Source organism: Stenotrophomonas sp. DDT-1 (assembly GCF_001580555.1).
GTDB classification, from domain to species: Bacteria; Pseudomonadota; Gammaproteobacteria; order Xanthomonadales; family Xanthomonadaceae; genus Stenotrophomonas; species Stenotrophomonas sepilia.
This window is the reverse complement of record NZ_LEKR01000029.1, coordinates 1-24474: the sequence shown is the minus strand read 5'-3', so window position 1 is coordinate 24474 and position 24474 is coordinate 1. Positions and strand designations below refer to the sequence as shown.

The following is a 24474-nucleotide window of genomic DNA, read 5'->3' as shown; positions in this document are numbered from 1 at the left end:
GGGCGTGGAGGCTCTTCTCTCATGCCCTCATCCGCTGCTGCGCGCGCAACAGTTTCCGGAACGAACTGCACGACCGGGCATCCTCCGCCAGCGGGCATGCCGCCGCGCGTTGCAGCTGACGGCGCACCCGCTGCAACCGGGTGATCTGCCGCTGCAGCACGTCGGCCTGCGCCAGCAGTGCCTCGCGGTCCAGTGAGATGCGTCCATGCTGCGACGGCAGTGATGCACCAATCTGCTGCAGCGAAAGGCCGGCCACCTGGCCAAGGCCGATCAAGGCCAGCCGTTCCAGCACCTGCTCGTCGTACTGCCGGCGCAGGCCGCGGCGCCCCAGCGCATGCAACAACCCCAGCTGTTCGTAGTAGCGCAGGGTCGAGGCCGGCACGCCACTGCGCTTGACCACCTCGCCGATATCCAGTTCACGCACAGGCTTGACCTCAAGTGACCTTCAAGCACCAAGCTATGGGCAACTACCCCGCGAGGCAAGGCCATGGCCAGCACATCTTCCATTGATCAGAACGCCCTGTGGAACGGCCCTGGCGGCCAGGCGTGGGTTGCGCAACAGGCTGTTCTTGACGGCCTGTTCCAGCCGATGGCTGACCTGCTGGTCACCGAACTTCCTGAGACCGTTACCGAACTGCTCGACATCGGCTGCGGCACCGGCGCCAGCCTGCTGGCCGCGGCCGCAGCGCGCCCCGGGGCACATTGCACCGGCCTGGACATCTCCGCGCCGATGCTGGCGCTGGCCCGCCAGCGCGCCGAGGCTGCGGGACTGGTCGCGGACTTCATCGTGGCAGACGCGCAGCGCCATCCGCTGCTGCCCGCGCGCTTCGACTGGATCCAGTCGCGGCTGGGCGTCATGTTCTTCGAGGACAGCCAGGCCGCGTTCGCCAACCTGCATCGTGCCACGACACCCAGCGCTGGGCTGCGCTTCATCGCCTGGCGCAGTGCCGACGAAAATCCATTCATGACCACGGCCGAGCGCGCGATCGGCGATGCACTGGATCTCCCACCCCGCGTACCCGGCGCACCGGGACAGTTCGCTTTTGCCGATGGCGAGCGCGTGCAGCGCCTGTTGCAGGCCGCCGGCTGGAATGACGTGGAAGTGGTTGCGGTGGACCTGCCCTGTTCGCTCGCCCGCGAAGACCTGCCGACCTATGTCGGCCACCTGGGACCGTTGGGACTGGCCCTGCGATCGATGCCGGAAGCCCGCGCGGCAGTGCTTCGCGAAAAAGCACTGGCCGCATTCGCGCCGTTCATCGAAGGTGACCGCGTTCGTGTGGATGCCGCCTGTTGGCTGATCCGCGCCCGCGCTTGAGAAAAGGGGACGGAGGGGATCAAGTCGCATATGCCCCGGTTGTGCCGGAAACGACTTAATCCCCTCCGTCCCTTTTTTGCTAGAGGGCCTCGCCGGCGTCGGCCAGGCGCGATTCGATCAGGGCGTACCACTGCTGCAGCACGTCGATCAGCATGTCCAGCTCGGCGTCGGCGCGCTGTGCGCGACCGCTGCGCAGGCAGGCCTGGGCTTCCTGCAACTGGGCCAGGAATCCGGCCACGGTGTCGGCCTGCAGGATCAGGCCCGGCAGGCGCCGCCCGGGGATGCGCACCACGGCATGATTGCCGAGCTGGCCGTACACGCTGAGCGTAGCTTCCGTCTTCATGGAGAGTGGCAGGAATTGGGCATTCATCGCGTGCACCGTTTGAAAACCTGAGCCGCAGGCAGGCGTGGACGACGGGGGAGACGTTGCCACGCCTGCCGGCGGTCAGGGGGGACTCGGAATGCCGGGGCACCGCCCCGGCGCAGGAAGGTCAATGTGGCTGTGCCATCCCGGCGATCTGCACGCGCCGGTTCGGTGCCAGGCAGGCAATCAGCTCGCGCCGGTTGCGCTGCTCGCACTGCACGATCGGCTCGGCCGCGCCGCGTCCCTCGGCACTGATGCTGGCTGCAGGCACGCCCCCCTGCACCAGCGCGTTGCGCACGGCGTCGGCGCGGCGCTGCGACAGCGCCTGGTTGTAGCTGGCGCTGCCAATGCGGTCGGTGTAGCCGGTTACCTTGATCGACTGCACCTGCGCGGCCTCGCGTACCTGCGCCAGGATGCCCTGCACCGCCTGCTGGCCTTCGGCGCTGAGTACCGCGCTGTCGAATCCGAACAGCGCGTCGGCCGACAGCCGCAGGGGCTGCTCCGGCAGCGGTGCCGGTGCCAGCGGCGCCGGTGGCCGCGGTGGTTCGAGCACGGCCGCGCACGACTCCGGCTTCCAATACCCGCCCTGCGCGACGCCCTTGCTGTCGAAGCGCACCTGGAACTGGCAGGTGAAGTATTCCGCGCCCTGCGCGGTGCGGAAATTGAACAGGTAGTTCCACTCGCGCACGCCCCACATGCCTTCATTGAAGTGCGGCGTGCCCAGCAGCGTGTACAGCTGCCGCTTGCTCATGCCCGGCGCGAAGCGGCGCAGGTCGGCGACGTCGGGATAGATGCCTTCCTTCAGCGAGGCCTTGGAGGCCTCCGGGAAGTGCACGGCGGTGGCGTCGGCAGGACCGTCGGCGGCCGGCGCATGGCTGCGGCAGGCGGCCAGCAGGCCCATCCCCAGGATCAGGCCCAGCGTGGCGGCACATTGGCCGGCGCGGGCGATGCGATGCTGTTTCATGTCGTTCCCCCTGTAGACGTTTCCGCGATGCCGGGCCGCGGGTGCGGCCCGGCGGCGGGGATTACCACTGGATGCCGGCACCGACGGCCACGCCGGCCTCGCCACGGCTGTTGGTCGAACCGCTGAACTTGTAGATCCAGCGGCCGCCTTCGGAGACACCGGAGATACCGACCGCCACGCCCGATTCGCCGTTGTAGCTGCCTGCGGCGATCGAGGCCATGCTGCGGCCCGCCTCGCTCGGCTGCGGCAGCGCTGCGGTGGCCATCGCCGACGCGATACCGGCCGAAGCACGATTGTCGGTCTTGCGCAGGTCGCGCTCGAAGCCGCCCATGCGCTCGTCGGTGTAGGCCTTGGACCAGTCCAGGGTCTGCGCCATGCCCGACTTCAGCTGGTCGACGTTGACGGCATCGGTGCCAGCAGTACCGGCGGCGACGTTGCGCACCGTGGTCGGGCCGCTGCTGGTGCTGCCCAGGGTGACACTGTTGTAGTTGGTCGCGCCGTTCACCGTGGTGTCGTAGCGGATCGTGCCCTGCTGCGAGGCCTGCAGCTGGCGCACGTTGACCGCATCGGTGGCCTGCGAGCCGTCTGCCACGTTGACCACCTGGCGTTCGGCACCGGCGGCACCGACAGAGACCGTGTTGGCCCGGTTCGCCACCGAACCCGCACCCAGCGCCACCGAGTTGTCGGCCTGCGCCTGCGAACCATTGCCCAGCGCGGTCGAGTTGGCACCGGCGGCAGTGGAGCCTGCACCACCGGCGGCCGAGTTGGCGCCGCTGGCGGACGGATCGGCCAGGTTGTTGGTGTTGTTGGCGCGGAAGCTGCCCGCCACGTTGGTGATGTTCTGGATCTTCTGGTCGGTGTACTTCTTCGACTCGTCGATGGCGTAGTTCACGCCGTTCTTCAGTTGGCCGACATTGGTCGCGTCGTAGGTGTCCGAGCCATCGGCTACGTGGGTGATCTTGCGTTCGCTGCCGGTGCTGCCGACCGAGACTTCACCGGCCGAGTTGCTGGCACCGGTCTGCCCGTAGGCGCCGGTGTAGCCGCTCTGTGCACCGACGCTGGCGACCGAACCGGCGCCCAGCGCCACGCTGTTGCCGGCACTGCTGCTGGCACCGTTGCCGACCGCCACGCTGTTGGCACCGGCTGCACTGGCCTGCGGACCGACCGCCACGGCTTCCGCACCGGCTGCAGTGGCTGCGGCCGCCGTTGAGTTGACCGCCAGGTATGCGCTGCCACCACCGCCATTGGTGATGCGCTGGTTGAGGACCTTCAGCGAGCCGTCGACAGCGGTGAAGGCAGCGGTGACGTTGTTGTAATCGCCGCTGGTGAAGGTGCCATCGGTGGCGATGCTGGAGATGCTGAACGTCGGCGCGGTCCACACGTTGGTGGTGCCGTTGTAGTCGGTGGTGCCACCGAAGTAGGTGGCGATGGTGCTGTTCGTGCTGAACAGCTGGTCGCCGGTAATGGCATCACTGCTGCCGGCCAGGATGCTGCCGGCGGCGACGTTGGTGATCTTCACCGCGCCGGTGCCGGTACCCGTCAGCGTCACGCTGTTGAGCACGTTGCCACTGCCATCGACGTCGTACTTCACGGCCAGCTTGTCGATCTCGCCGGTCTGGTCCGCGACGTTGGCCAGCGAGTTGCTGACCGCATCGAAGGCGGTACCGACGTCGTTGTAGTTGCCCTTGGTGATCGTGCCGTTGGCGGCGACGTTGTTGATCGAGTAGGTCGGTGCGGTCAGTACGCCGTTGGCATCGACCGTGGCACCACCGCCCAGATGGGTGGCCACCGCCTGGTTGGCGGCAAACAGCTGGGCACCGTTGATGGCCTCACTGCTGGTGGCACTGACCTGGCCCGGGCCAAGGTTGCGCAGCGTGGTGGCGGTGCCGGTCTGGCCCAACGTGGCGCTGGCGTAGTTGACGCTGCCGTCGCCGTTGAGGTCATAGCGCAGCGCGCCCTGCTCCGAGGCCTGCAGCTGGCCCACGTTGACCGCATCGGTCGCCGCCGTGCCGGCGGCCATGTTGGTGACCTGGCGCTCGGCACCGGCAGCGCCGATCGACACCGAGTTGGCACGATCGGCCAGGCTGCCGGCACCCACCGCGATGCTGTTGGCGGCAGTGGCGCGGGCATTGGTACCCACCGCGATCGAATCGGCGCCACTGGCCACCGCCTCAGTGCCGGTCGAGTTCACCCGCAGGTACTTGGTGCCACCGTTGCGGATGTCGGTGATCTGCGTGTTGAGGTTGACCAGCGAGCCATCGACTGCGGCGAAGGCATCGGTGGCATTCTCATACAGGCCCTTGGCGATGGCACCGCCAGTGGAGATCGTGCTGATCTCGAACAACGGTGCAGTAAAGATGCCGCTGGCCGGATCGAAAGCCGCACGACCACCGAAGAAACTGGCGATGGCACTGTTGGTCGCCGCCAGCTGGCCGCCGTTGACCGCCTCCAGGCTGCCGGCGGTGACCGCGCCAGCGGCAAGATTGCCGATGGTGGTGGTGCCGGTGCCTGCGCCGAGCGTGACCCGGCGATAGTCCGGGTTGCCCGAGCCATCCAGGTCATAGGTGACCGCTGCGGAGGCTACATCGTCGATCAGACTGATGGCGCCCTTCAGCTGGGCCACGTTGACAGCATCGGTATTGGCGCTGCCCGCGGCAAGATTGGTGATCTGGCGCTCGCCACCACCGGCCGTGCCCACCGACACTTCGCCGGCCGAGACCTGGGGTGCGGTGAGGCCGTAGGCGCTGTAGCTGGCCTGCGCGCCGCGCAGTGCAGCGGAGCGGTAACCCAGCGCGACCGAGTTGGCCTGGTTTGAAGTGGCTTCGGCACCCAGCAGGGTCTGTCCGTTGGCGGTGCCCACGGCACTGTCACCGACGACAACCGAGTGGCCCATGCGGGCGGCATAGTCGGCCGTCGGCACGCCGGTCGGATTGCTGGGATCGTTCACGCCATCGCCGGGGAAGGCGACATTGGCATCGACCTTCGGCAGTTCATGGCGTGCATTGGCACCGATCACCACTTCCTTCGAACCGTTGGCGAAGGCGCCGTCGCCCATCAGCACCTGGTAGTCCTGCGCGGCGTTGACCGCCCAGCAGGAAATGTCGGCCAGGGCGATGTCCAGGCACTTGGCCGCCCACGCCGGCGAATCCTTCGGCAGCAGCAGGCCGAGCAGGCCACCCGGGTTGCCGTTGTTGATGTTGTAGATGTAACTGTCGGAGGTGACGCCACCGATCAGCGTCAGGTGCGAGCTGCCGCCGGTGACCGCACCGCCCAGGCCATTGAGCGTGCTGCCGACCGGCGACAGGTTCACCACCGGCAGGCCCAGCACATTGACCGTCGAATAGGTCTGCATGACGTTGGCGTTGCTGAGCTTGAGATTGCCGTTGCTCAGGTAGCCGTTGCCGCCGAACAGGCTGGTGGTGGTCGGCCCGATCAGCTGGCCGACGTTGCCGACCAGACCGCCGGTGCCGATGATCAGGCCCGCATTCGGATCCGCCGGAGCCGGCGCCTTCGGGCTGGTCGGTGGAATCGCCGAGGGTTGGGTCAGGCCGAGGCTGCCCAGCGTGCCTCCCACCAGGCCCCCCACGGCGCTGCCCAGGTTGCCGACGGTGCCATTGAGATTGCCGTTGAGCAGGTTGCCCACCGCGCTTCCGACACTGCCCAGCGTGCTGCCCAGCACGCCGCCCAGGTCGCCGGTGGGGCTGCCGGTAGTGCCGTTGAGAATGCCGCCCACGGCGCCGCCAACCGTGCCGACCGTGTTGTTGAGCGTGCCGCCCACTGCGCTGCCGATCTGGCCGACGGTGCCGTTCAGTGCGCCGCCCACTGCACTTCCAACGGTACCGACAGTGCCGTTCAGAGCACCACCCACCGCACTGCCGACAGTACCGACAGTACCGTTCAGCGCGCCACCGACTGCACCGACGGTGTTGTTGAGCGAGCCGCCCACTGCGCTGCCGACCTGGCCCACAGTGCCGTTCAGTGCGCCGCCCACTGCACTTCCAACGGTACCGACAGTGCCGTTCAGAGCACCGCCAACTGCGCCACCGACTGCGCCTACCGTGTTGTTGAGCGTGCCGCCCACTGCGCTGCCGACCTGGCCGACAGTGCCGTTCAGTGCGCCGCCCACTGCACTTCCAACGGTACCGACAGTGCCGTTCAGAACACCGCCAACTGCGCCACCGACTGCGCCCACCGTGTTGTTGAGCGTACCGCCCACTGCGCTGCCGACCTGGCCGACGGTGCCGTTCAGAGCACCGCCCACTGCGCTGCCGACCTGGCCGACGGTGCCGTTCAGAGCACCGCCAACTGCGCCACCGACTGCGCCTACCGTGTTATTGAGCGTGCCGCCCACTGCGCTGCCGACCTGGCCGACGGTGCCGTTCAGTGCGCCGCCCACTGCACTTCCAACGGTACCGACAGTGCCGTTCAGAGCACCGCCAACTGCGCCACCGACTGCGCCTACCGTGTTGTTGAGCGTACCGCCCACTGCGCTGCCGACCTGGCCGACGGTGCCGTTCAGTGCACCGCCAACGGTACCGACAGTACCGTTCAGCGCGCCACCGACTGCGCCGCCAACCGTGCCGACTGTGCCGTTCAGTGCACCGCCAACTGCGCCGCCAACTGCGCCCACCGTGTTGTTGAGTGTGCCACCCACTGCGCTGCCGACCTGGCCGACAGTGCCGTTCAGCGCGCCACCCACCGCGCTACCAACTGCGCCCGCGGCACCGTGAAGCGTCCCGCCGACAGCACCCACCGCACCACCGACCAGGTTGCCGACGCCCAGCGCGCTGTGCTGTGCGGCCACCGTCCCCTGTCCGGCCAGCTTCAGATTGCGATCGGCCACTACCTCCTGGCCGTCTGGCGCCTGCACGCGCACCTTGCCGGCGACGCCGGCATCGAACGCGGCACTGATGACACGATCATGGGTTTCACCCGGCAGTTCTTCCTTGGCCGGCAGCGTGACTGCCGCCGTCGCCCGGGCCTGGCCCTGCCCCTCGATGTGATGGCCAGCGACCGCCAGATGCGTGTCGGCCTTGCCGTCGACGGTGGCTTTCAGCCCAGGCAGTGATCCGGCGGCTGCACCGCTGAGGCCGGCGGCCGCCTGGGCACCCGTATTGATCGCAGCGACCTGGCGGCCAGCGATGCCGACCTTGGCCCTGGCGCGCGCATCGGCAGCAACGCCCAGCGGCGCCTGCGCGCCGGGCGCAACGTGCGCAGCCAGCGATGCATCCACCTGTGCCGCCCTGGCCGCAGCGTTGCCCACGCCAACATTGGCGCGGACATCAGCCGCCAGTGCCGGCACGGCCACCTGTTTCGGCACGGTGTTCGCTGCCAGCTTCACCTGCACGGTGGCCGGCAACACGTCACGTACCACCGGCAGCGACGTGGTGTTCAACTGCAGGCCCAGACGAGCATCCGCACTGATTGCGGGGCTGTTCTGCGCCTGCCGCGCGGCGGCAGCCAGGGCCACTTCCGCGTCAACCTTGACCGGCATCGGCTGCGCATACTTTGCCGCGAGTGCTTGCAGGTCACGCAGCGATTGATTGGTTTCCGAGGCCCCTGCGTGACCGCTGGCCAGCGCACACAGCAGTGCCAGGGCCAGGGCCGTGGGCATCAGCAGGAAGGCGCGCGGATCGCGTGCGGCGCTGCCGCCGCTGTCGCCGGTGGCCAGTTCCGAGGCCACAACCAGAGCATTGAGCTGGCGGTTCCATACACGCCGGTAGATGCGGTTCATGAGCATTTCCCCCGTAGGCGAACAACTGGAATGTCAGTGGACTTGCCGCTAGGCAGGTGACTGACATTTCAGCGGTTGCAACAAGGGCGGTGCACTTCAATCCGGCACGGCAATCGCGCATTCCGGCAAATCCACGGCCGGAATCGGCAGCCGGCTATGCATAAGCGGCAACACGATCGGCAAGCGGATACGCAATTCCGGCATAAACACCGCAAAAACCCTTGCCGGGCCTGGATCAGGCCGGTTGGCCGATCTGCGCGGGTGCGCGCATCAGGGTGTCGCGCGGCAGTTCGCCGAATACCTTGCGGTAATTGTCGGCGAAGCGCGACAGGTCCCACAGCCCGCAGCTCAGGGCGATCGCCTTCACCGAGCGACGGCTGGAGTCTGCCATCGACAGGCTGCGGCAGGCCGCGCACAGGCGCAGCATGGAGAGGTAGCGGTTCGGCGAGGTTCCAAACAGGTCCTCGAACGCATAGCGCAGGCCGCGCTCGCTGACGCCGGCGGCATCGCAGATCTCGTTCATGTAGATATTGCGACGCAGGTTGAGCCGCATGAAGTTCTCTGCACGCTGCGCGATCAGATAATGCGTGCGCCGCGCACGGGTGCAGCCCGGGCGATCCGCCGCACCGGCGCCCAGCAGGGCCTGCACATGCTCATGCAGCAGGTTCTCGGTCTCATCCGGCTGCAGGCCTGCACCCTGCCCCAGCTGCAGGTGCAGCTGCTGGTAATGGCGCGCCAGCGGCGCGGCGTCGCTGGCCAGGTTGAACAGCGAAAGTGCCTGGCCAGCAGGTGGCGTGCTGCGCAGGCTCAGTTCGGTCAGCTTGCGCTGGACGCGGGCCACCGGCACCAGCATCAGGGTCATGTGCGTGCCCGGGCTCAGGGTGAACTCACTGATGCCCTCCGGCATGATCGTCAGCGCCATGCCCGGCGAGAGCGGCACGCCGTGGCACCAGCTCATCGTTTCATCGGTTGCGTGCAGGTACCCCAGCATCGCCCAGTCCGGCGGCAGCATGAAACGGCCACGGCAATGGAAGCCGCAGCTGATGCTGCAGAACAGGGCTTCCTCGTGCACGCGCGAAGCGAAGGCCGCCCGTGGCCCGTTGCCATCCAGCAGCAGCAGTTCGACATCGCAGACGCGAAGCACGCCGCTCAGCGTGGCCAGGTCTATCGACCGAAGGCCACTGTCGTCGCTGTCCTCTACCCCACCATCGACCATGACAGTGTTGTCCCCCCGTTGATCCGCCATCCGCTGCGGCCCCCACTGCCTGACAGGGCGCGCAACGATCCAGAATCCATTTCCGTTGCCACGCCGGCGGCGCCGGCGTCGATGCGATCGTACAAATCTCAATGCAAGAGCTTGAATGCGAGTATGCCCAATAATCGGCAAAGGTAAACCCGCGGCGCTGAATGATGAAACGGGATACACAAGTGAAGAAAATGTCTGAGCAGGTGGCACGGTTTTCGCATGGAACCACAAGGCGAATCACATTATCTACACGACAATGAATCGTTTTGCCTGCGAACGGATTTTCGTCACAAAAACCATCTGGAATTTTCAGGCTTCCGGGGTTTCTGCCGAATTTGCATATAGGTTCCGGTTGCAGCCAACCGCCGTTCAGGCAAAGTCGACATTACGGTGATCGAGCCATCTGATCTGGCCGCACCCAGGGGGACAGCATGACCACGCACGCATCATTGGATGCCTCGACCACCGGCCCCGGGCCGTCCGGTCGCGACCGTGCGGCCAATGTCCCGCCTGGAAACGATCACCCTGCTTGAGCACAGCGGGCCTGTCCCGCCGTGCCTCCTCCGCCAGGACGCGCGGAGGCCCACGGACGATCCCGGCGGAGCCGGGCCACCGCCCAACGCAGGTGTACTGCATCCGCAGACAGGTAGAGGGAGACATTGGTCATGAACGCATCGATCCGCAAATTCCTGAAGGAAGAAGACGGCGTCACCGCGCTCGAGTACGGGCTGCTGGCTGCCGTGATAGCTGGCGTCCTGATTGCGGTCGGCAACGACCAGATCAAGGGGTTCTTCGAAACGCTGTTCAAGAACCTCTCCGCACTGGCCACCAAGGCGTCGGGCTCGACGACCTGAACGGCGACCGCGCGCGGCCGGCAGGGCCGCGACGGCGGGGCGCATGGAACCAGGCGAAGACCGTCCAGTGACGGACGATGGAGTGTGCGATGACAGTGCTGGGATTGTTGGCCATCGGCGTGTGCCTGCGGATCGCGATCAGTGATCTGTATGCCCGTCGGGTGCCCAACACCTGGCTGGTCGCCGCATGCGTGATCGCCACTGCGGTAATCGTGGTCGGCCAGTTCAGTACGCCGCGCCAGCCGTGGCTGCCCCACCTTGCCGGCGCGGCGGTCGGCCTGTTGGCGCTGTTGCCGTTCCATGCCCTGCGCTGGATGGGCGCCGGGGACGTGAAGTTCTTCGCCGTGCTGGGCCTGATGCTGGGCTGGCAGGCGCTGCTGCCGGTCTGGCTGGTGGCAAGCCTCGCGGCTGGGTTGCATGCCGTACTGGTGCTGGCCGGTCGCCGCCTGGGCGTGCTGCTGCCCGGTCACCTGCAGATGCAGGTCAATCGCACCAGCACGCAGTGGCAAGCGCATCCGGTGCTGCGTGACATGCAGGCCGCCCGCCAGGGACGACGTGGCATTCCCTATGCAGCCTACCTGGCACTGGCCGCCATCGGCTGGGTGCTGGCCAGCATCTACGGAGGTGCACCATGAACATCCGCAGCCCACGCCTGCAACGCGGTGTCGCCAGCATCGAGTTCGCCCTGATGCTGATGCTCGGCCTGTTGCCGCTGCTGCTGTTCACCTTCTCCGGAGTGATGATCATGGCGGCGCAACAGACCCTGGCCACCGCATCGGCCGAAGGCGCGCGTGCCTCGCTGCGCTACGGCACCGCCAGCGAACGACGCACCGCCGCCTGCGTCGCCGCACGCACCTCGATGCAATGGTTGCTGCAGTTTTCCAAGCAGAACGTGGACTGCAGCGCGGGGGGCAGCAACGCCATCGTGGTGTCGGCACAGGCACCCTGCGCCGGTCTGGCCACGGCCCAGTGCATGACCGTGACGGTCAGCTACGACTACGCCAGCCATCCCTTCCTGCCCGGCACCGCCACGCTCTACAAGTGGGTGATGCAGGCCCCCATCCGCAGCGTCGCGGTCGCGCAGCTCGATCTCGGCAGCGGCAATTGATGATCGGTACTTTGGAGATGGTTCCATGCTCAAGTTGACCCGCATCGCTGCCGTCGCCCTGATCGGCCTGGCCGTGCTGCTGGCGCTGATCGCCTTCATGATCGGGCGCAAACCCGCCGCACCTGCAACGGTCGCGCCGGTCGCTCACAACGAGACCCAGGCGATCACCGTGGTCGAAGCCGTGGCACGCCTGCCTGCGGGCGAGCCGATCAGCGCCAACGGCCTGCGCCTGGCCCAGCGCACCGCACCCGTCCCCGGCGCCGCTACCAGCATTGCCGCCGTGACCGGCAAGGTGCCGGTGCAGGACATTGCCGAAGGCAGTGTGATCAACGGCAGCGCATTGGCTCAGGGCTTCTCGCTGCAGCTGCGGCCGGGCGAGCGTGCCCTGGCCGTCCCCGTGGACGAACTGGTCGGTGCCGGCAACCGCATCCTTCCCGGTGATTTCGTCGACGTCTTCCTCAACCTGCGCAACGCCCAGCCCAACATCAACAGCCCTGGCGAAGCGGCGCAGACGCGCCTGCTGCTGTCGCGCCTGCGCGTCCTGAGCTACGGCCAGCAGGACATCGTGCCGCTGGCCACAGAGACTACTTCCGACAGCGAGGCCGACACCCGCAACGACCCGCGCGCTGCCGACATCACCGGAAGTGGCAGCACGCAGAGCAGCAGCAATGAAGCGCCGCAACCCGCACGCAGCGCGGTGCTTGCGGTACCGGTGGCCGACGCCAACCGGCTGCTGCTGGGTGCGCAGCAGGGCAAACTTTTCCTGGCCCTGCGCAATCCCGCCGATACCGGCCTGCCCGACCTGGCGTTGTTCCCGCAATCGCGCGGAGTGATCGACCCGCTGCGTGGGCTCGACGCCGAACAGCAGCTCGCCCTGCAGCGGCCGGAGAACCACGCCTTTGCGGGTATCGACAGCGACGCGCTGGCCGGACGTGGCAGTGCACCGCCACGCAGCACCCCGGATGCACCGGCGCGCGCGCCGGCGTCACGTCGCAGTGCACCGCGCGCGTCGGGGATCGAGATCATCCGCGGCGACAGTTCCGCATCCCGTGCCTCCCTTTGACCTGCATCGAGTGCATCCATGACCGAACGTCGCCGCCGTCCACGCCTCTCCCTCCGCCAGCGCTGGCTGGCCCTGCTGCTGGTGCTGCTGGCGCCGGCAACGAGCGTGGCCGCCGATGACCTGGTGCTGCAGGCGCGCGAGCAGCGTCCCTGGAACCTGCCGGCCGACCTGGAGCGGGTGGCCATTGCCGACCCGGGTGTAGCCGACATCGTGATGCTGCGCGGGCAGCGCCAGGCGCTGCTGGTCGGCAAGACGCCTGGCACCACCACCCTGCTGCTGTGGCACCGCAGACAGGCCGAGCCACAGCGGTTGACGGTACGGGTGCAGAGCGCCGTACAGGGCGCCGCCAGCACCGGCGGTACCGGGCTGGTGTTCACCCAGCAGGACCAGCAGGGCCTCCTGCAGGGAAGCACCGACAGCATGCTCACGCACATGCAGGAACAGCGCACTGCGGCCATGGCGCTGGGCAAGGACGGCATGCTTGCCGATGCGTCCACCATCAACAGTGGGGGCGTGGTCCAGGTCGAGGTCAAGGTGGTCGAGTTCAACAAGACCGCGATGAAGCAGATCGGCATCAACTTCCAGAACCGCAACGGCGGCTTCGCCTATGGCTTCGCGCGGCCCGGCACTGGCCTGCCCGGCAATACCGGCCTGCTGCCCGGCATGAAGGAGGGCAACAGCAGCAACGAGGCCGTGTCGCCGATTTCCTCGGCGTTCCGGCTGGTGTTCGGCTCGACCAAGGGACTGTGGAACGCCGATGTCGAACTGCTGCAGAGCAATGGCATGGCGCGCGTGCTGGCCGAGCCGACGCTGGTGGCACTGTCCGGCCAGAGCGCCAGCTTCCTGGCCGGCGGCGAGCTGCCGATCCTGGAGCCGCAGGGGCTTGGCACCACCACCATCACCTACAAGCCCTTCGGCATCGGCCTGACCGTGACCCCAACGGTACTGGCGCCGAACCGGATTGCGCTGAAGGTGGCGCCGGAGGCGAGCGACCTGGACTACAGCAACGCGATCGTGCTCAACAACGTGCAGATTCCCTCGATCACCACCCGTCGCGCCGATACCACGGTCGAGCTGGGTGATGGCGAGAGCTTCGTCATTGGTGGCCTGGTCAGCTCCAACATCGTCTCCAACGTCAACAAGATTCCACTGTTGGGCGACCTGCCGATCATTGGATCATTCTTCCGCAACTTCGACTACAAGCGCCAGGACAAGGAGCTGGTGATCATCGTCACCCCGCGTCTGGTGCAGCCGCTGGCACGCAACGCCGAACTGCCGCTGCCTGGCGAGCGCGAAGCCAAGCCGCATCTTCCCGAATGGGGGTCGTGGTTGCTGGGGCCGGTCAGCCAGGACCCGGTGCCCGGCTTCTCGCGCTGACTTCCATGACGCCTGCGGAACCACGCCCATGCCCTACGCCACCGCCCAGCCGCTGCATCCGCAAGGACCGCCGATGAACCTGGTCCTGTACGGCATTGACCGCGAACTGCTGCCCCGGCTGGCCGCCAAGCTGCCGCCGACCACCACCCTGCACTGGCAGGACAGCAGTGCGCCGACGTCTGCGCAGGACCTGCAACGCGGCCCGCAGAGCCTGGTGCTGCTTGACTTCCGGCCCGAGCACGCGGCTGCCTCGAGCGTGCTGGCACAGCAGCTGCAGCAGACCCAACCGGACTTGGCGCTGGTCGCGGTCGGCGCCACCAGCGCCGGCCAGGTCGAAGGCGTGGTGATCGCGCTGCGTGCCGGCCTGCGCGATGTGCTGGACCTGGACAGCGACAACGCCGGCATCGAGGCGGCCCTGCGGCGTGCGCTGTCACCGCGCCCGGCCGCGGTGGCGCAGCACGCGCACAAGGCGCGCCTGATCGTGCTGCTGGGCGTGCGCGCAGGCGTCGGCACCAGTACCCTGGCCGCACATCTTTCGGTGCTGGCGCAACAGACGCGGGCCCTTGCCCAGGGCGATGCAGTGCAGCAGGACGGCCTGCTGATGGAACTGGCACAGCCGTCCGGTGACCTTGCGCTGTACCTCAATCTCGACAGCCGCTTCCACTACGAGGATGCGCTGCGCAACGCCAGCCGCATCGACGCCACCCTCGCACGCACCGCGATGGCGCGCCATGACTCCGGGCTGGTGCTGCTGGACCGTGCCGGCGGCAGTGATGCCGTGCCCCCGTCCGACCCTGGCGCGCTGCTGCAGCGCCTGCGCGGGGTGTTCGCCAGCGTGCTGTGTGATGCCGGCGGCTGCCCGCTGCGGCAGCTGCCGCCTCTGTTGCTGGACCAGGCAGACGAAATCTGGCTGGTCACCGATGCGTCGATCGCCACGCTGGTCTCGCTGGACCAGGCGCTGAAGCATCTTGCAGGCCAGCGCGAGCGCGAGAAGCGCCTGCAGCTGGTGATCAACCGCCACGACGACAGCAGCGGCATGAGCCCGGAACAGATCGCACGCCGCTTCGAAGTGCCGTTGCTGGCGACATTGCCTGAACGACCGCGCGTGCGCCTTGCCGCCAGCCAGGGCCGCCTGCTGCTGCAGGATGCGCCGCGCGATCCCTACCTGCGTGCCCTCGCCCCGCTCGTGTCACGGCTGGACCCGGCTGCCTGCCCGGTCCAGCCGCATGGCCTGCGGGAAAGACTCTCCCTTGCCCTGGGTGGATCGCAATGGAAGACAAGGTAACCCCGTTCCCGCATGCCGTTGCCCGCCCGCTGCTGCACGAAAGCCCGGGCCACCTGCCGTTCGCACAGACCGAGCAGTACCAGAAGGTGCTGTCGGCCGCGCATGAGCACCTGCTCAACAGCATCGAGGACGAGCGCATCGACATCGATTCCTGGGCCCCGGATACCATCGCCCGCTGGGTGCAGGTACAGACCGTGGGCTTCATCCAGGAATGGCGCATCCCGATCAACGAAGAAGAGATGCAGGTGGTTGCCGAGGGCCTGGTCAAGGAGCTGACCGGTTTCGGCCCGCTGGACGACCTGCTCCACGACCCCTCCATCGAAGACATCCTGATCAACGGTTTCAAGGACGTGCACGTTTCGCAGGGTGGCCAGCTCCGGCGTGCCACCCAGCGCTTCACCGATGACACCCACCTGCTGCGCATCCTGCGCCGCATCCTCGCGCCGCTGGGCCGCCGGCTGGATGATTCCAATCCGATGGTCGATGCGCGCCTGCCCAACGGCGGCCGCCTCAACGCGATCATCTCGCCACTGGCGGTGGACGGGCCGATGGTGTCCATCCGCAAGTTCCGCAAGGACCCGTTCACCCCCGACGAACTGCTCGCCAAGGGCACCTTCGACGCACCGATGCAGGCCCTGCTGAAGGCAATGGTGCTGGGCCGATGCAACATCCTGGTCTCCGGCGGCACCAGCTCCGGCAAGACCTCGCTGCTGAACGCACTGGCCAGCTACGTGCCACCCAGCGAGCGCGTCATCACCGTGGAGGACACCGCCGAGCTTTCGCTGAACCATCCGCACGTGGTGCGCCTGGAAAGCCGCATCGGTGGCGCCGAGGGCCAGGGCGCGGTCAGCATCCGCGACCTGGTGCGCAACAGTCTGCGCATGCGCCCGGACCGCATCGTGGTCGGCGAGGTGCGTGGCGCGGAAGTGCTGGAAATGCTGCAGGCGATGAACACCGGCCATGACGGATCGATGGCCACCATCCACGCCAACACGCCGCGCGACTGCCTGTACCGCATCGAGATGCTGGCAGGCTTTGCCGGCTTCCAGGGCAGCGAGGACAGCCTGCGCCGGCAGATTGCCAGCGCCATCGACTTCATCGTGCAGATCTCGCGGCTGGGCAGCGGGCGCCGGGTGCTGGTCTCGATCACCGAGATCACCGGGGTCAGTGACAACCTGATCACCACCCAGGAAATGTTCCGCCACGAGGTGCAGATCGACGCCGCCGGCCGCGAGACCGACCGCTGGATCGGCCTGGGCTTCCATCCGCACTCGCACAAGCTGGAGCCGTTCCGCCAGCAACTGCGTGAATCGCTCTACGGGGACTTCTGAGCATGGGCACCGGCCTGCTGCTGGGCGTGTTGAGCATCATCTCGGTGCTGCTGGCGCTGGCCGTCTGGCTGTGGGGCACCGCCGCCAGCCGTGAGCAGCGCCAGGCCTCGCTGCAGCATGCCGAGCAACAACTGGCGCGCGGCAGCGCGGCCGGCGCAGTACCGGCCGGGCCTGCCGTTGCGGCGGCCAACGATTCGACCCGCCCGGCCAGCACTGGGACCCGCGTACTGCCGTGGGACGGTGTCCTGCAGCGCGCCGGCCTTCAGCCGGGCTGGAAGCTGCCACTGATGCTGCTGGTGCCGGGACTGGTGCTTGCGGTCGTGGCGGCGATGCGGCTGGGCACGGCCTGGATGTTTCCGCTGACCCTGCTGCTGTACCTGCTGGGCTGCTGGCTGTGGGTGACGCGCCGGATCACGAAGCTGCGCGCGCAGCTGCTGCACCAGATGCCGGACTTTCTCGACAACCTGGTCCGCCTCACCGCGCTGGGCAACAGCCTGCAGGCCGCGTTCCAGGTGTCTTCGATGCAGACCAGCGCGCCACTGCGCGGCCTGCTCGACACCACGGTGCGCTATGCACGCAGCGGCATGGACCTGGATCGTGCATTGAGCCTGGCCGCGCAGCCGTACCGGATGGACGTACTGAAGGTGCTGGCAGTGGTGATCGGAGTGAGCGTGCGCATTGGTGGGCGCGCCGACCAGATCCTGCAACGCATGGGCGATTTCATGCGCGACCTGGAACAGGCCCAGCAGGAACTGGCGGCCACCACCTCGGAAACACGGATGTCGGCCTGGGTGCTGGGGCTGCTGCCACCCGCCAGTGCGGTGCTGATGGCGATCTCCAGCCCGGCGTTCTTCCAGCCGGTGCTGCACGACCCGCTCGGTCACAGGATCCTGCTGATCGCACTGGGCCTGGAACTGCTCGGGGCGTTCCTGCTGTACCGCCTGGCCAAATCGCTATGACCGCCCGCAGCCGCCCCGGAGGTGCCCGATGAGCGCCAGCGCCTGGTTCGCCCTTTCGCTGCTGGTGCTGGCAGCCGGCGTCGCCCTGCTCGGTATCGCCGGCTGGGTACGCAGCCATCGCGAGCACCGCACCTCAGCCACACTGAAAACCGCCCTGCAGCCGCGTGAAGAAGGCCGCGACACCGAGGCCACGCGCCGCGACTCGCTGGGCTGGATCGAGCGCTTCGGGCGCTCGCTCAGTGGCGGCCGCCTGGAGGCCGCGCTGCTTGCCAGCGAAGACAAGCTGCTGTTGGACCTGGCTGGCTGGAACACGCGCCGCGGCACCGCGATCTATCTCGGCCTGCGCCTGCTGCTTGCCCTGTTGGTGCTGGCGCTGGCGCTGGCGTTCAGCAGCGCGCACGGGCTTGCCAAGGTGATGGTGGTGATCGGTGCGCTGGCGGCCGGGCTGCTGCTGCCGAAGTTCGTGCTGTCGTCGTGGGTCAAGCGCCGCCGCCGTGCGGTCGAGAACGAGCTGCCCCTGCTGATCGACCTGCTGCGCCTGCTGCAGGGCGTGGGCTTCAGCATGGACCAGAGCCTGCAGACGCTGGGCGACAAGCTGCGCGATGCATTGCCGGTACTCGGCGGCGAACTGCAGGAAGCCAATGTGGCCTATACCCATGGCCGCACGCGCGCGCAGTCATTGCGGCGGCTGAGCGAGGTCTACGCCGATGATGACCTGGCCAGCCTGATGCAGTTGATCCTGCAGGTGCATGCGCACGGCGGCGCAGTGCAGGAGCCGTTGCGCCAGTTCAGCCTCCGCCTGCGCGAACAGCGCCGCAACGCGTTGAAGGAAAAGGTCGGCAAGCTCTCGGTGAAGATGACCGTGGTGATGATGCTGACCCTGTTGCCGGCACTGATGCTGGTGCTTGCCGGCCCGGCGCTGGTCGCGCTGGCCACCACCCTGTCCAAGATGGGATCTCCCTGATGCCTCCCCTGCACACCTCCTGCCTGCTGCTTGCCGTCACCCTCGCCGCCCTGGCCAGTGGCTGCGCCTCGACCACGCCGAAGTATGTGCGGGCGCCCAGCCTTGCGCCGCCGGAACCCGATCCGCAGGACAGCCGCAACGCCTATCTGGAGCTGATCGAACGCATGCAGCAGCAGGGCGCCTGGTATGCCTCGCTGGCCCATGTGGAGGCCTTCCGCCAGCGCTATGGTGATCGTCCTGCCCTGCGCCTGCTGCAGGCCGACGCACTGCGTGAGACCGGCCAGACCGACGCGGCGGTCGCGCTGTATCGCGCGCTGTCCAGCGGGCCGCAGGCCGCGGCGGCCGCCCATGGCCTGGGCCTGATCGCTGCACGCCGCGACGACGACGCCGGCAGCGAACAGGCGCTGGCGCGCGCCACGCAGCTGCAGCCCTTGAACATCGACTACCTGGGCGACCTGGGCTATGCACGGCTGCGTGCCGGCCAGTTCGATCAGGCCCGCGAGCCGCTGGCCAAGGCCCTGGAACTTTCACCGGGCAACGCCAAGGCAACGGCCAACCTTGCACTCTGGGCGGTACTGCGCGGCGACCAGGCCACGGCGGAGCGGCTATCGGCACAGGCCAGCCTCAACGAGGAGACGCGCCGAAGCATCCAGCAGCAGGCCCAGCAGATCCGGACGCGCCTGCAGCAACGACAGGCCGCTGCTGCCGCCAACGCAGCCACACCTGCACATACGGCCAGCGTCGAGAGTGGCGCTCGTGCATCGGGCGGCGCACGGCTGGCGGGCGAACCCCACCGCGACCCGCGCGACCAACGCGATCCGCAGCGCCTGCCACCCTCGATGCTGGAACGCTTCAGCGCCACCGATCACCCGACCGGAAGCACACCATGACCACGATGCGCCAGATCCGACGCCTGTTGCCCGTGCTGTGCTGCCTGCTTGTTGCCGGTGCCGTGCAGGCGCAGCAACAGCCATTGACCGGACAGATGCTCGGTGGCCCCTCGCCGTCGCCAGCGGGCACGGCGCCGATGCAGGCCGAGCCGCTTCCCACCGTGGAGTTGGCCGCACCGGCCGCATCCGCCGAGGTGACTGGGGCGCAAGCGTCGACCATCGCAACCGACGTCGCACCTCTTTCAGCACCGCCCGCCGCACCGCGTGCACGCCTGCCCAGCGGCGAGGCGACCCGCAATCTGTTCCGCCTGCAGGCCTCCGGGCAGCAGGCCGGCCAGCGGCTGCCGATCCTGGGTGACCAGGCCACGCTGAGCTATGCGCGTTACCTGAAGAGCTTTGAACACGAGATCCCGGACTTCTTTGAGACCGATGTCTCCCGGTCCAAGGACGCCTCCTCCTCCGGACGCTGAGGTCGGCCATGAAACGCCCACGCCAGTTCAGTTTCAGCCGCGCACGCGGCGGCATGTCGGTCACGATGATGCTGGTCATGCTGGCGCTGTTGGCCATGCTGGGCCTGATCGAGATCGGCTATCTGTTCTGGGCCAAGCGTGATGCGCAGAAGGTGGCCGACCTTGCCGCACTGGCCGGCGCACAGCGGCTGGAGCTGTGCAGCCCGGACAACAGCGACAACAGCGCTGCCCGGCAGAATGCGGTGGCCCAGAACGGGTTCGCAGGCACCCTGCAGATCCGCTGCGGCAACTGGAGCGCCAGCCGTGGCACCGGCACCCGCTTCGTCACCAGCGTCGATGCCAGCAATCCCCGCAATGCCGTTCAGGTAATCGCCGAGCGCAGCGTGCTGCCCTTCTTCGGGCAGACTTCCAGCCTGCCCACCGTGAGCGTGCAGGCCGTGGCGCGCCGTGCCGAACCCACCGCGGTGTTTGCGGTCGGCTCGCAGCTGCTAAGGACCAATGGCGATTCAGTGCTGCTGTCCACCCTGCGCCTGGTTGGCCTGGACGTCACCAATGCCACGGTGCTGTCCTATGACGGCCTGGCGCAGGCCAACGTGACTCCGTCCGGCCTGCTGAAAGCGCTCAACATACCGGTAAGCGCCAACCTCAGCGTGGCCGACTTCAATCGCCTGCTGTCGGTCAACAAGATTTCGCTGGCACAGCTGGTCGATGCTACCGCCACCGTGGTCGGCCGTGACTCCGCAGCGGGGGTGCAGCTGCGCGCCCTGTCCGATCTGGTTGCCACCCAGCTGGACATCAACAAGCTCAACATCGTGCTTGGCAGCCAGTCCGGCGGCGGTGGCCTGTTTGCCGAAGTTGTCTCGCCCGACGGCACGGTCGGCAGCGCACTGGAGTCACAGATCAACGTGCTCAACCTGATCAGCACCGCGATCTCCATCGCCAACAATGGCAACGGTGTGGCGGTCAAGGGACTGGACCTGCTGGGCATCAGCATCCAGGCAGGCGTGGTCGAGCCGCCATCGATCGCCATCGGCGGTGTCGGCAGCCGTGCCTACAACGCGCAGGTGCGGCTGATGGCGGACGTGGACAGCAACAACCTGTTCGCGCTGGGGCCGCTGCTGAACCTGCTTGGCACGCGCCTGCACCTGCCGCTGCACGTCGACGTGGCCAACGGCATGGGCACGCTGACCGGCATCCAGTGCGGCGGCAATCCACCCAAGGCCACGATCCAGGTGGACTCGTCGGTGCTGCGCGCCTGCGTCGGCAATGTCGACCCTGCACAGCGCTTCTCCAAGGCCAATGTCTGCGACGCCACGCTGCAGGACGAACAGCTGCTGAAGCTGCTGGGCCAACCATTGATCAACGACAGGATTACCCTGCCTGCCCTGACCAGCACGCAGACCCTGACCCTGGCCGCCGGTGAGACCGGCTCGACCCGGTTCAACCCGCTCGCGATCGGTGACGCAGTGTCGAGCCTGGTGAACGAACTGCTACGGGTGCTGTCGGGCATGCTCAATTCGCCCAAGCAGGGCATGAACGCCAACGACACCGCCAAGGCGCTGGCCGATCGCTACCTGCAGGCGGCCTTTCCGACTGGCGGACGCTACAACGTCGACCAGGTCATCCCGCTGCTGCGCGATGGCGATCCGGCACGCAATCTCGCCCCGCTGGGCAACTGGACGGTGAAGAATGGCGTCCCCAAGCCTTGCCTGCTGGGCCTGACCACCTGCTGGGAAGACGGTTCGGTGTGGACCGGTTACAGGACGACCGTCACCGGCCAGGGCCTGGGCCTGCTCGATGGCCTGCTTGGCTCGCTGGTCGGCGGCCTGCTGATCAACCGCTGCGACAGCCTGCTCGGCAACCTGATCGATTACAACGGCTGCGTGCGCAACAATCTGGCGTCGTACATCCAGACCGCACCGGCCGGCTTTCTCGATGGTGCCGGGGGAACGGGTGTCACCAACCCCGATGGCAGCGTCAGCTGCAGCGGCCTGCTGTGCACCGTGCTGAAGCCGATCCTGGCCGCACTGCGGCCGGTGCTCAACAGTGTCGGCACCCTGCTGACCAACCTGCTGGCCAGCGTGCTGGGCCTTGAACTGGGCCGGACCGACGTCAACGTGCAGTCGATCCAGTGCAGCGCCGCACAGCTGGTCTACTGACCCGTGACGGGCGCCCTTGGCGGCGCCCACACCCATGCTAGACTCCCGGCGGGGAACCACCTTCATATCAACCCACACTCATCCGTGGATGGTCTAGACATGCGAGAAACTTCAGGGGGCGCGGTCTTTGCCCGGCACGCGCGCAGCGCGGCAGTGCTGGCCGTGGTCATGATGCTGGTGGCACCGGCAGCGATGGCTGCACGTGGCGACCGTGAGGCGGCAGCCGAACCGGCGCGCAGCGCGCCGGTGGTGCGCAATACCGTGGACGAACTCAAGCAGTTGATGGACTCGCGCCAGCTGACCGAGCTGCGCACCACCTACAACGGCAACTACGGCGCCAGCCTGCTGTTCAATGCCAACACCCTGACCTACTACGTCGCCCTGTTCCAGGAGAAGAACTTCTGGCGGGTGATCAAGACCGATGCGGTGGACAACGCCGAGCGCGTCTACCGCACCTTCGCGCAGCAGTCCGAGCAGCTGGCCCAGGTCTACATCGACACCACCCGCCTTGAAGCCGGCAAGCGCTACACCGAGCGCCTGGTGGCCTACAACGAGGAACGCCTGCGTACCCTGCAGCAGGAAATGGAACAACAGCAGGCGCAGTCGGCCCAGGTCAGCGCCGCCCTGCAGCAGGCCCAGCAGCAGGCCGTGAGCCTCAGCACCGACGTGCAGAGCACCAACAGCCAGCTGGACGCCCTGCAGCGCCGCATCCAGATCCTGCAGGCCGAACAGGGCAACCCGGAGTTGAGCCTGCCCAAGCCGGACAGCGTGCCCGCACCGGCCGCCGCCAGCGACGGTCGCTGAGAGCTGCACTCACGGTACTCCACGCGACGGCGGCCCTATGGCGCCGTTGTCGTTTTCGGCACTTCAGCGCCCCCGCGTCACTGGCAGGCGCCGTAGATCGCGTCATCCAGCTGCCGGCGCTGCACGAAGTCCAGGCGCCGACGCTTGAGCAACGCCTGCTCGCGATCACGCCGGGCACGCTCGCAGGCCGCCGCATCCGTGCTGATCGTGATCAGCGCACCGTGCGCCCGCGCCGCACGCCGTGGCCGGGGCGATGGCTTCGGTGTCGAGGCCGCTGGCGCCACAGCGCCGCGGGACAATGACTGCTCCGCGGGCACGTCCCAGCGCCATGCGGCACGCCCCTGGCAGGGTGTCTGCTGGTAGACCGGGTGCGGTCCATCCACGCACTTGTAGACATGGGTCTGTGCCGGCGCTGCCATGGGCAGCAGCAGGCACAGCATCAGCGACCATCGCATGGCGGGCATCCGTGCGTTCCTGTGGCGGGCTGCGCTCATCCTCGGCACACGGCTCCCGTCCTGCCAGAGCGATACGCGTCACATCCGATGCAATCCAGCACAGCCGTGCAAGTCGGTCGCCTGCGCCTGCGCTGTACTGCCGAAGGCACCGGCATCCTGCCGAAGCCTTCCCTCCCTTCCGCCAAGGAACCTGCAATGAGCAACTTCGTCACCGTCGCCGATGGCGCCCGCATCTTCTACAAGGATTGGGGCACCGGCCAGCCGATCGTGTTCGCCCACGGTTGGCCGCTGTCTTCCGATGCCTGGGATCCGCAGATGCTGTTCATGGGCCAGAACGGCTTCCGCGTGGTCGCCCACGATCGCCGCAGCCACGGACGCTCCAGCCAGACCTGGGATGGCAACAACATGGACACCTATGCCGATGACCTGGCCGCGGTGATCGAAGCGCTGGACCTGAAGGACGCGATCCTGGTCGGCCATTCCACCGGCGGCGGTGAAGTGGCCCATTACATCGGCCGCCACGGCAGCGCGCGCGTGGCCAAGGTGGTGCTGGTCGGCGCCGTGCCGCCGCTGATGCTGAAGACCGCTGGCAACCCCGCCGGCACCCCGCTGGAGGTCTTCGACGGTATCCGCAAGGGTACCGGCGGCGACCGTTCGCAGTTCTTCAAGGACCTGACCACCCCGTTCTTCGGCGCCAACCGGGATGGCAACAACGTTACCCAGGGCATGCGCGATGCGTTCTGGCTGCAGGGCATGCTCGGTGGCGTCAAGGGCCAGTACGACTGCGTGCACGAATTCTCGGAAGTGGACTACACCGAGGACCTGAAGAAGATCGACGTGCCGGCGCTGGTCGTGCACGGCGATGACGACCAGATCGTGCCGTTCGATGCCTCGGCCAAGCTGTCCTCGCAGATCATCAAGGATGCCGAACTGAACGTGTACCCCGGTGCGCCGCATGGCCTGACCATCACCCACGCCGACCAGTTCAACGCCGATCTGCTGGCATTCGCACGCAAGTGAGGTATCGCGGCGGCGCCGCAACGGTGCCGCCGCCCCTTCGGTAGTGCCGGCCGCTGGCCGGCACCCCGATCAATCCATCGCGATCCTGCGCAGCCGGCCAGCGGCCGGCTCT

21 protein-coding genes are annotated in these 24474 nt (G+C 67.6%); 15 read left to right on the top strand and 6 right to left on the bottom strand.

The features are described from left to right. Window positions 1–19 precede the first annotated feature (19 nt). A complete protein-coding gene (locus tag AB839_RS14085; RefSeq protein WP_061479841.1) occupies window positions 20–424 on the bottom strand; it encodes a MerR family transcriptional regulator in 405 nt (134 codons plus the stop codon). A 63-nt stretch (window positions 425–487) separates the two neighbouring features. On the opposite strand from AB839_RS14085, the gene AB839_RS14080 reads away from it, so the two are divergent. Further along, window positions 488–1315 carry a class I SAM-dependent methyltransferase gene (locus AB839_RS14080; protein WP_061479840.1) on the top strand — a complete coding sequence of 276 codons (828 nt, stop codon included), beginning with the start codon at window positions 488–490 and terminating at the stop codon, window positions 1313–1315. 79 nt (window positions 1316–1394) lie between these two features. Here the strand turns inward: AB839_RS14080 and AB839_RS14075 are convergent, their stop codons facing one another. The 4 genes from AB839_RS14075 to AB839_RS14060 form a co-directional block, all read right to left on the bottom strand. Next, window positions 1395–1685, bottom strand: a complete 291-nt coding sequence (locus tag AB839_RS14075; protein WP_061479839.1) for a hypothetical protein — start codon at window positions 1683–1685, stop codon at window positions 1395–1397. 121 nt (window positions 1686–1806) lie between these two features. Then, window positions 1807–2643 carry an OmpA family protein gene (locus AB839_RS14070; protein WP_061479838.1) on the bottom strand — a complete coding sequence of 279 codons (837 nt, stop codon included), beginning with the start codon at window positions 2641–2643 and terminating at the stop codon, window positions 1807–1809. Between the two features lie 61 nt (window positions 2644–2704). Further along, complete coding sequence (locus AB839_RS14065; RefSeq protein ID WP_061479837.1) at window positions 2705–8377, bottom strand: ESPR-type extended signal peptide-containing protein; 5673 nt, start codon at window positions 8375–8377, stop codon at window positions 2705–2707. Between the two features lie 235 nt (window positions 8378–8612). Next, window positions 8613–9593, bottom strand: a complete 981-nt coding sequence (locus AB839_RS14060) for a helix-turn-helix domain-containing protein (RefSeq protein ID WP_061479836.1) — start codon at window positions 9591–9593, stop codon at window positions 8613–8615. A gap of 695 nt (window positions 9594–10288) precedes the next feature. Here AB839_RS14060 and AB839_RS14055 point away from each other — a divergent pair. From AB839_RS14055 to AB839_RS13995, 13 genes are all read left to right on the top strand, one after another. Then, window positions 10289–10477, top strand: a complete 189-nt coding sequence (locus tag AB839_RS14055; protein ID WP_005416979.1) for a Flp family type IVb pilin — start codon at window positions 10289–10291, stop codon at window positions 10475–10477. 89 nt (window positions 10478–10566) lie between these two features. Next, window positions 10567–11112 carry a prepilin peptidase gene (locus AB839_RS14050; RefSeq protein ID WP_061479835.1) on the top strand — a complete coding sequence of 182 codons (546 nt, stop codon included), beginning with the start codon at window positions 10567–10569 and terminating at the stop codon, window positions 11110–11112. After that, window positions 11109–11585 (top strand): TadE/TadG family type IV pilus assembly protein, encoded by a 477-nt coding sequence (locus AB839_RS14045; protein WP_061479834.1) that lies wholly within the window; start codon window positions 11109–11111, stop codon window positions 11583–11585. Before AB839_RS14050 ends, AB839_RS14045 begins: the two co-directional genes overlap by 4 nt. 25 nt (window positions 11586–11610) lie before the next feature. After that, entirely contained in the window at window positions 11611–12648 is a 1038-nt protein-coding gene (cpaB, locus tag AB839_RS14040; RefSeq protein WP_061479833.1) for a Flp pilus assembly protein CpaB, read from the top strand. Between the two features lie 18 nt (window positions 12649–12666). After that, window positions 12667–14025 carry a type II and III secretion system protein family protein gene (locus tag AB839_RS14035; RefSeq protein WP_061479832.1) on the top strand — a complete coding sequence of 453 codons (1359 nt, stop codon included), beginning with the start codon at window positions 12667–12669 and terminating at the stop codon, window positions 14023–14025. 28 nt (window positions 14026–14053) lie between these two features. Continuing rightward, on the top strand, window positions 14054–15310 hold the full coding sequence (locus AB839_RS14030) for a fimbrial protein (protein WP_061479831.1): 1257 nt from the start codon (window positions 14054–14056) through the stop codon (window positions 15308–15310). Continuing rightward, entirely contained in the window at window positions 15295–16641 is a 1347-nt protein-coding gene (locus tag AB839_RS14025; protein WP_061479830.1) for a CpaF family protein, read from the top strand. Before AB839_RS14030 ends, AB839_RS14025 begins: the two co-directional genes overlap by 16 nt. 2 nt (window positions 16642–16643) lie before the next feature. Next, complete coding sequence (locus AB839_RS14020) at window positions 16644–17600, top strand: type II secretion system F family protein (RefSeq protein WP_061479829.1); 957 nt, start codon at window positions 16644–16646, stop codon at window positions 17598–17600. A 28-nt stretch (window positions 17601–17628) separates the two neighbouring features. Next, window positions 17629–18564, top strand: coding sequence for a type II secretion system F family protein (locus AB839_RS14015; RefSeq protein WP_061479828.1), 936 nt, complete (start codon window positions 17629–17631; stop codon window positions 18562–18564). Further along, window positions 18564–19454, top strand: a complete 891-nt coding sequence (locus AB839_RS14010) for a Flp pilus assembly protein TadD (RefSeq protein ID WP_061479827.1) — start codon at window positions 18564–18566, stop codon at window positions 19452–19454. Before AB839_RS14015 ends, AB839_RS14010 begins: the two co-directional genes overlap by 1 nt. Next, window positions 19451–19924 (top strand): DUF3613 domain-containing protein, encoded by a 474-nt coding sequence (locus AB839_RS14005; protein ID WP_061479826.1) that lies wholly within the window; start codon window positions 19451–19453, stop codon window positions 19922–19924. Before AB839_RS14010 ends, AB839_RS14005 begins: the two co-directional genes overlap by 4 nt. Before the next feature lie 8 nt (window positions 19925–19932). After that, on the top strand, window positions 19933–22083 hold the full coding sequence (locus AB839_RS14000; protein ID WP_061479825.1) for a TadG family pilus assembly protein: 2151 nt from the start codon (window positions 19933–19935) through the stop codon (window positions 22081–22083). Between the two features lie 99 nt (window positions 22084–22182). Then, window positions 22183–22887 (top strand): DUF2968 domain-containing protein, encoded by a 705-nt coding sequence (locus tag AB839_RS13995; protein ID WP_032954256.1) that lies wholly within the window; start codon window positions 22183–22185, stop codon window positions 22885–22887. Between the two features lie 77 nt (window positions 22888–22964). On the opposite strand, the gene AB839_RS13990 is transcribed toward AB839_RS13995, so the two are convergent. After that, window positions 22965–23351 carry a hypothetical protein gene (locus AB839_RS13990; RefSeq protein WP_061479824.1) on the bottom strand — a complete coding sequence of 129 codons (387 nt, stop codon included), beginning with the start codon at window positions 23349–23351 and terminating at the stop codon, window positions 22965–22967. Between the two features lie 186 nt (window positions 23352–23537). Between AB839_RS13990 and AB839_RS13985 the strand changes: the two genes are divergently transcribed. Continuing rightward, on the top strand, window positions 23538–24362 hold the full coding sequence (locus tag AB839_RS13985) for an alpha/beta hydrolase (RefSeq protein ID WP_061479823.1): 825 nt from the start codon (window positions 23538–23540) through the stop codon (window positions 24360–24362). The last annotated feature ends 112 nt before the right edge of the window (window positions 24363–24474 follow it).

What these genes read in the sequence shown, in the direction of transcription:
- AB839_RS14045 (WP_061479834.1), top strand. Translation starts at nt 11,109, where the DNA reads ATGAACATCCGCAGCCCACGCCTGCAACGCGGTGTCGCCAGCATCGAG.
- AB839_RS14050 (WP_061479835.1), top strand. Translation starts at nt 10,567, where the DNA reads ATGACAGTGCTGGGATTGTTGGCCATCGGCGTGTGCCTGCGGATCGCG.
- AB839_RS14075 (WP_061479839.1), bottom strand. Translation starts at nt 1,685, where the DNA reads ATGAATGCCCAATTCCTGCCACTCTCCATGAAGACGGAAGCTACGCTC.
- AB839_RS14055 (WP_005416979.1), top strand. Translation starts at nt 10,289, where the DNA reads ATGAACGCATCGATCCGCAAATTCCTGAAGGAAGAAGACGGCGTCACC.
- AB839_RS14005 (WP_061479826.1), top strand. Translation starts at nt 19,451, where the DNA reads ATGACCACGATGCGCCAGATCCGACGCCTGTTGCCCGTGCTGTGCTGC.
- cpaB (WP_061479833.1), top strand. Translation starts at nt 11,611, where the DNA reads ATGCTCAAGTTGACCCGCATCGCTGCCGTCGCCCTGATCGGCCTGGCC.
- AB839_RS14080 (WP_061479840.1), top strand. Translation starts at nt 488, where the DNA reads ATGGCCAGCACATCTTCCATTGATCAGAACGCCCTGTGGAACGGCCCT.
- AB839_RS14010 (WP_061479827.1), top strand. Translation starts at nt 18,564, where the DNA reads ATGCCTCCCCTGCACACCTCCTGCCTGCTGCTTGCCGTCACCCTCGCC.
- AB839_RS14025 (WP_061479830.1), top strand. Translation starts at nt 15,295, where the DNA reads ATGGAAGACAAGGTAACCCCGTTCCCGCATGCCGTTGCCCGCCCGCTG.
- AB839_RS14065 (WP_061479837.1), bottom strand. Translation starts at nt 8,377, where the DNA reads ATGAACCGCATCTACCGGCGTGTATGGAACCGCCAGCTCAATGCTCTG.
- AB839_RS14070 (WP_061479838.1), bottom strand. Translation starts at nt 2,643, where the DNA reads ATGAAACAGCATCGCATCGCCCGCGCCGGCCAATGTGCCGCCACGCTG.
- AB839_RS14030 (WP_061479831.1), top strand. Translation starts at nt 14,054, where the DNA reads ATGCCCTACGCCACCGCCCAGCCGCTGCATCCGCAAGGACCGCCGATG.
- AB839_RS14020 (WP_061479829.1), top strand. Translation starts at nt 16,644, where the DNA reads ATGGGCACCGGCCTGCTGCTGGGCGTGTTGAGCATCATCTCGGTGCTG.
- AB839_RS13990 (WP_061479824.1), bottom strand. Translation starts at nt 23,351, where the DNA reads ATGCCCGCCATGCGATGGTCGCTGATGCTGTGCCTGCTGCTGCCCATG.
- AB839_RS14000 (WP_061479825.1), top strand. Translation starts at nt 19,933, where the DNA reads ATGAAACGCCCACGCCAGTTCAGTTTCAGCCGCGCACGCGGCGGCATG.
- AB839_RS14060 (WP_061479836.1), bottom strand. Translation starts at nt 9,593, where the DNA reads ATGGTCGATGGTGGGGTAGAGGACAGCGACGACAGTGGCCTTCGGTCG.
- AB839_RS13985 (WP_061479823.1), top strand. Translation starts at nt 23,538, where the DNA reads ATGAGCAACTTCGTCACCGTCGCCGATGGCGCCCGCATCTTCTACAAG.
- AB839_RS14035 (WP_061479832.1), top strand. Translation starts at nt 12,667, where the DNA reads ATGACCGAACGTCGCCGCCGTCCACGCCTCTCCCTCCGCCAGCGCTGG.
- AB839_RS14015 (WP_061479828.1), top strand. Translation starts at nt 17,629, where the DNA reads ATGAGCGCCAGCGCCTGGTTCGCCCTTTCGCTGCTGGTGCTGGCAGCC.
- AB839_RS13995 (WP_032954256.1), top strand. Translation starts at nt 22,183, where the DNA reads ATGCGAGAAACTTCAGGGGGCGCGGTCTTTGCCCGGCACGCGCGCAGC.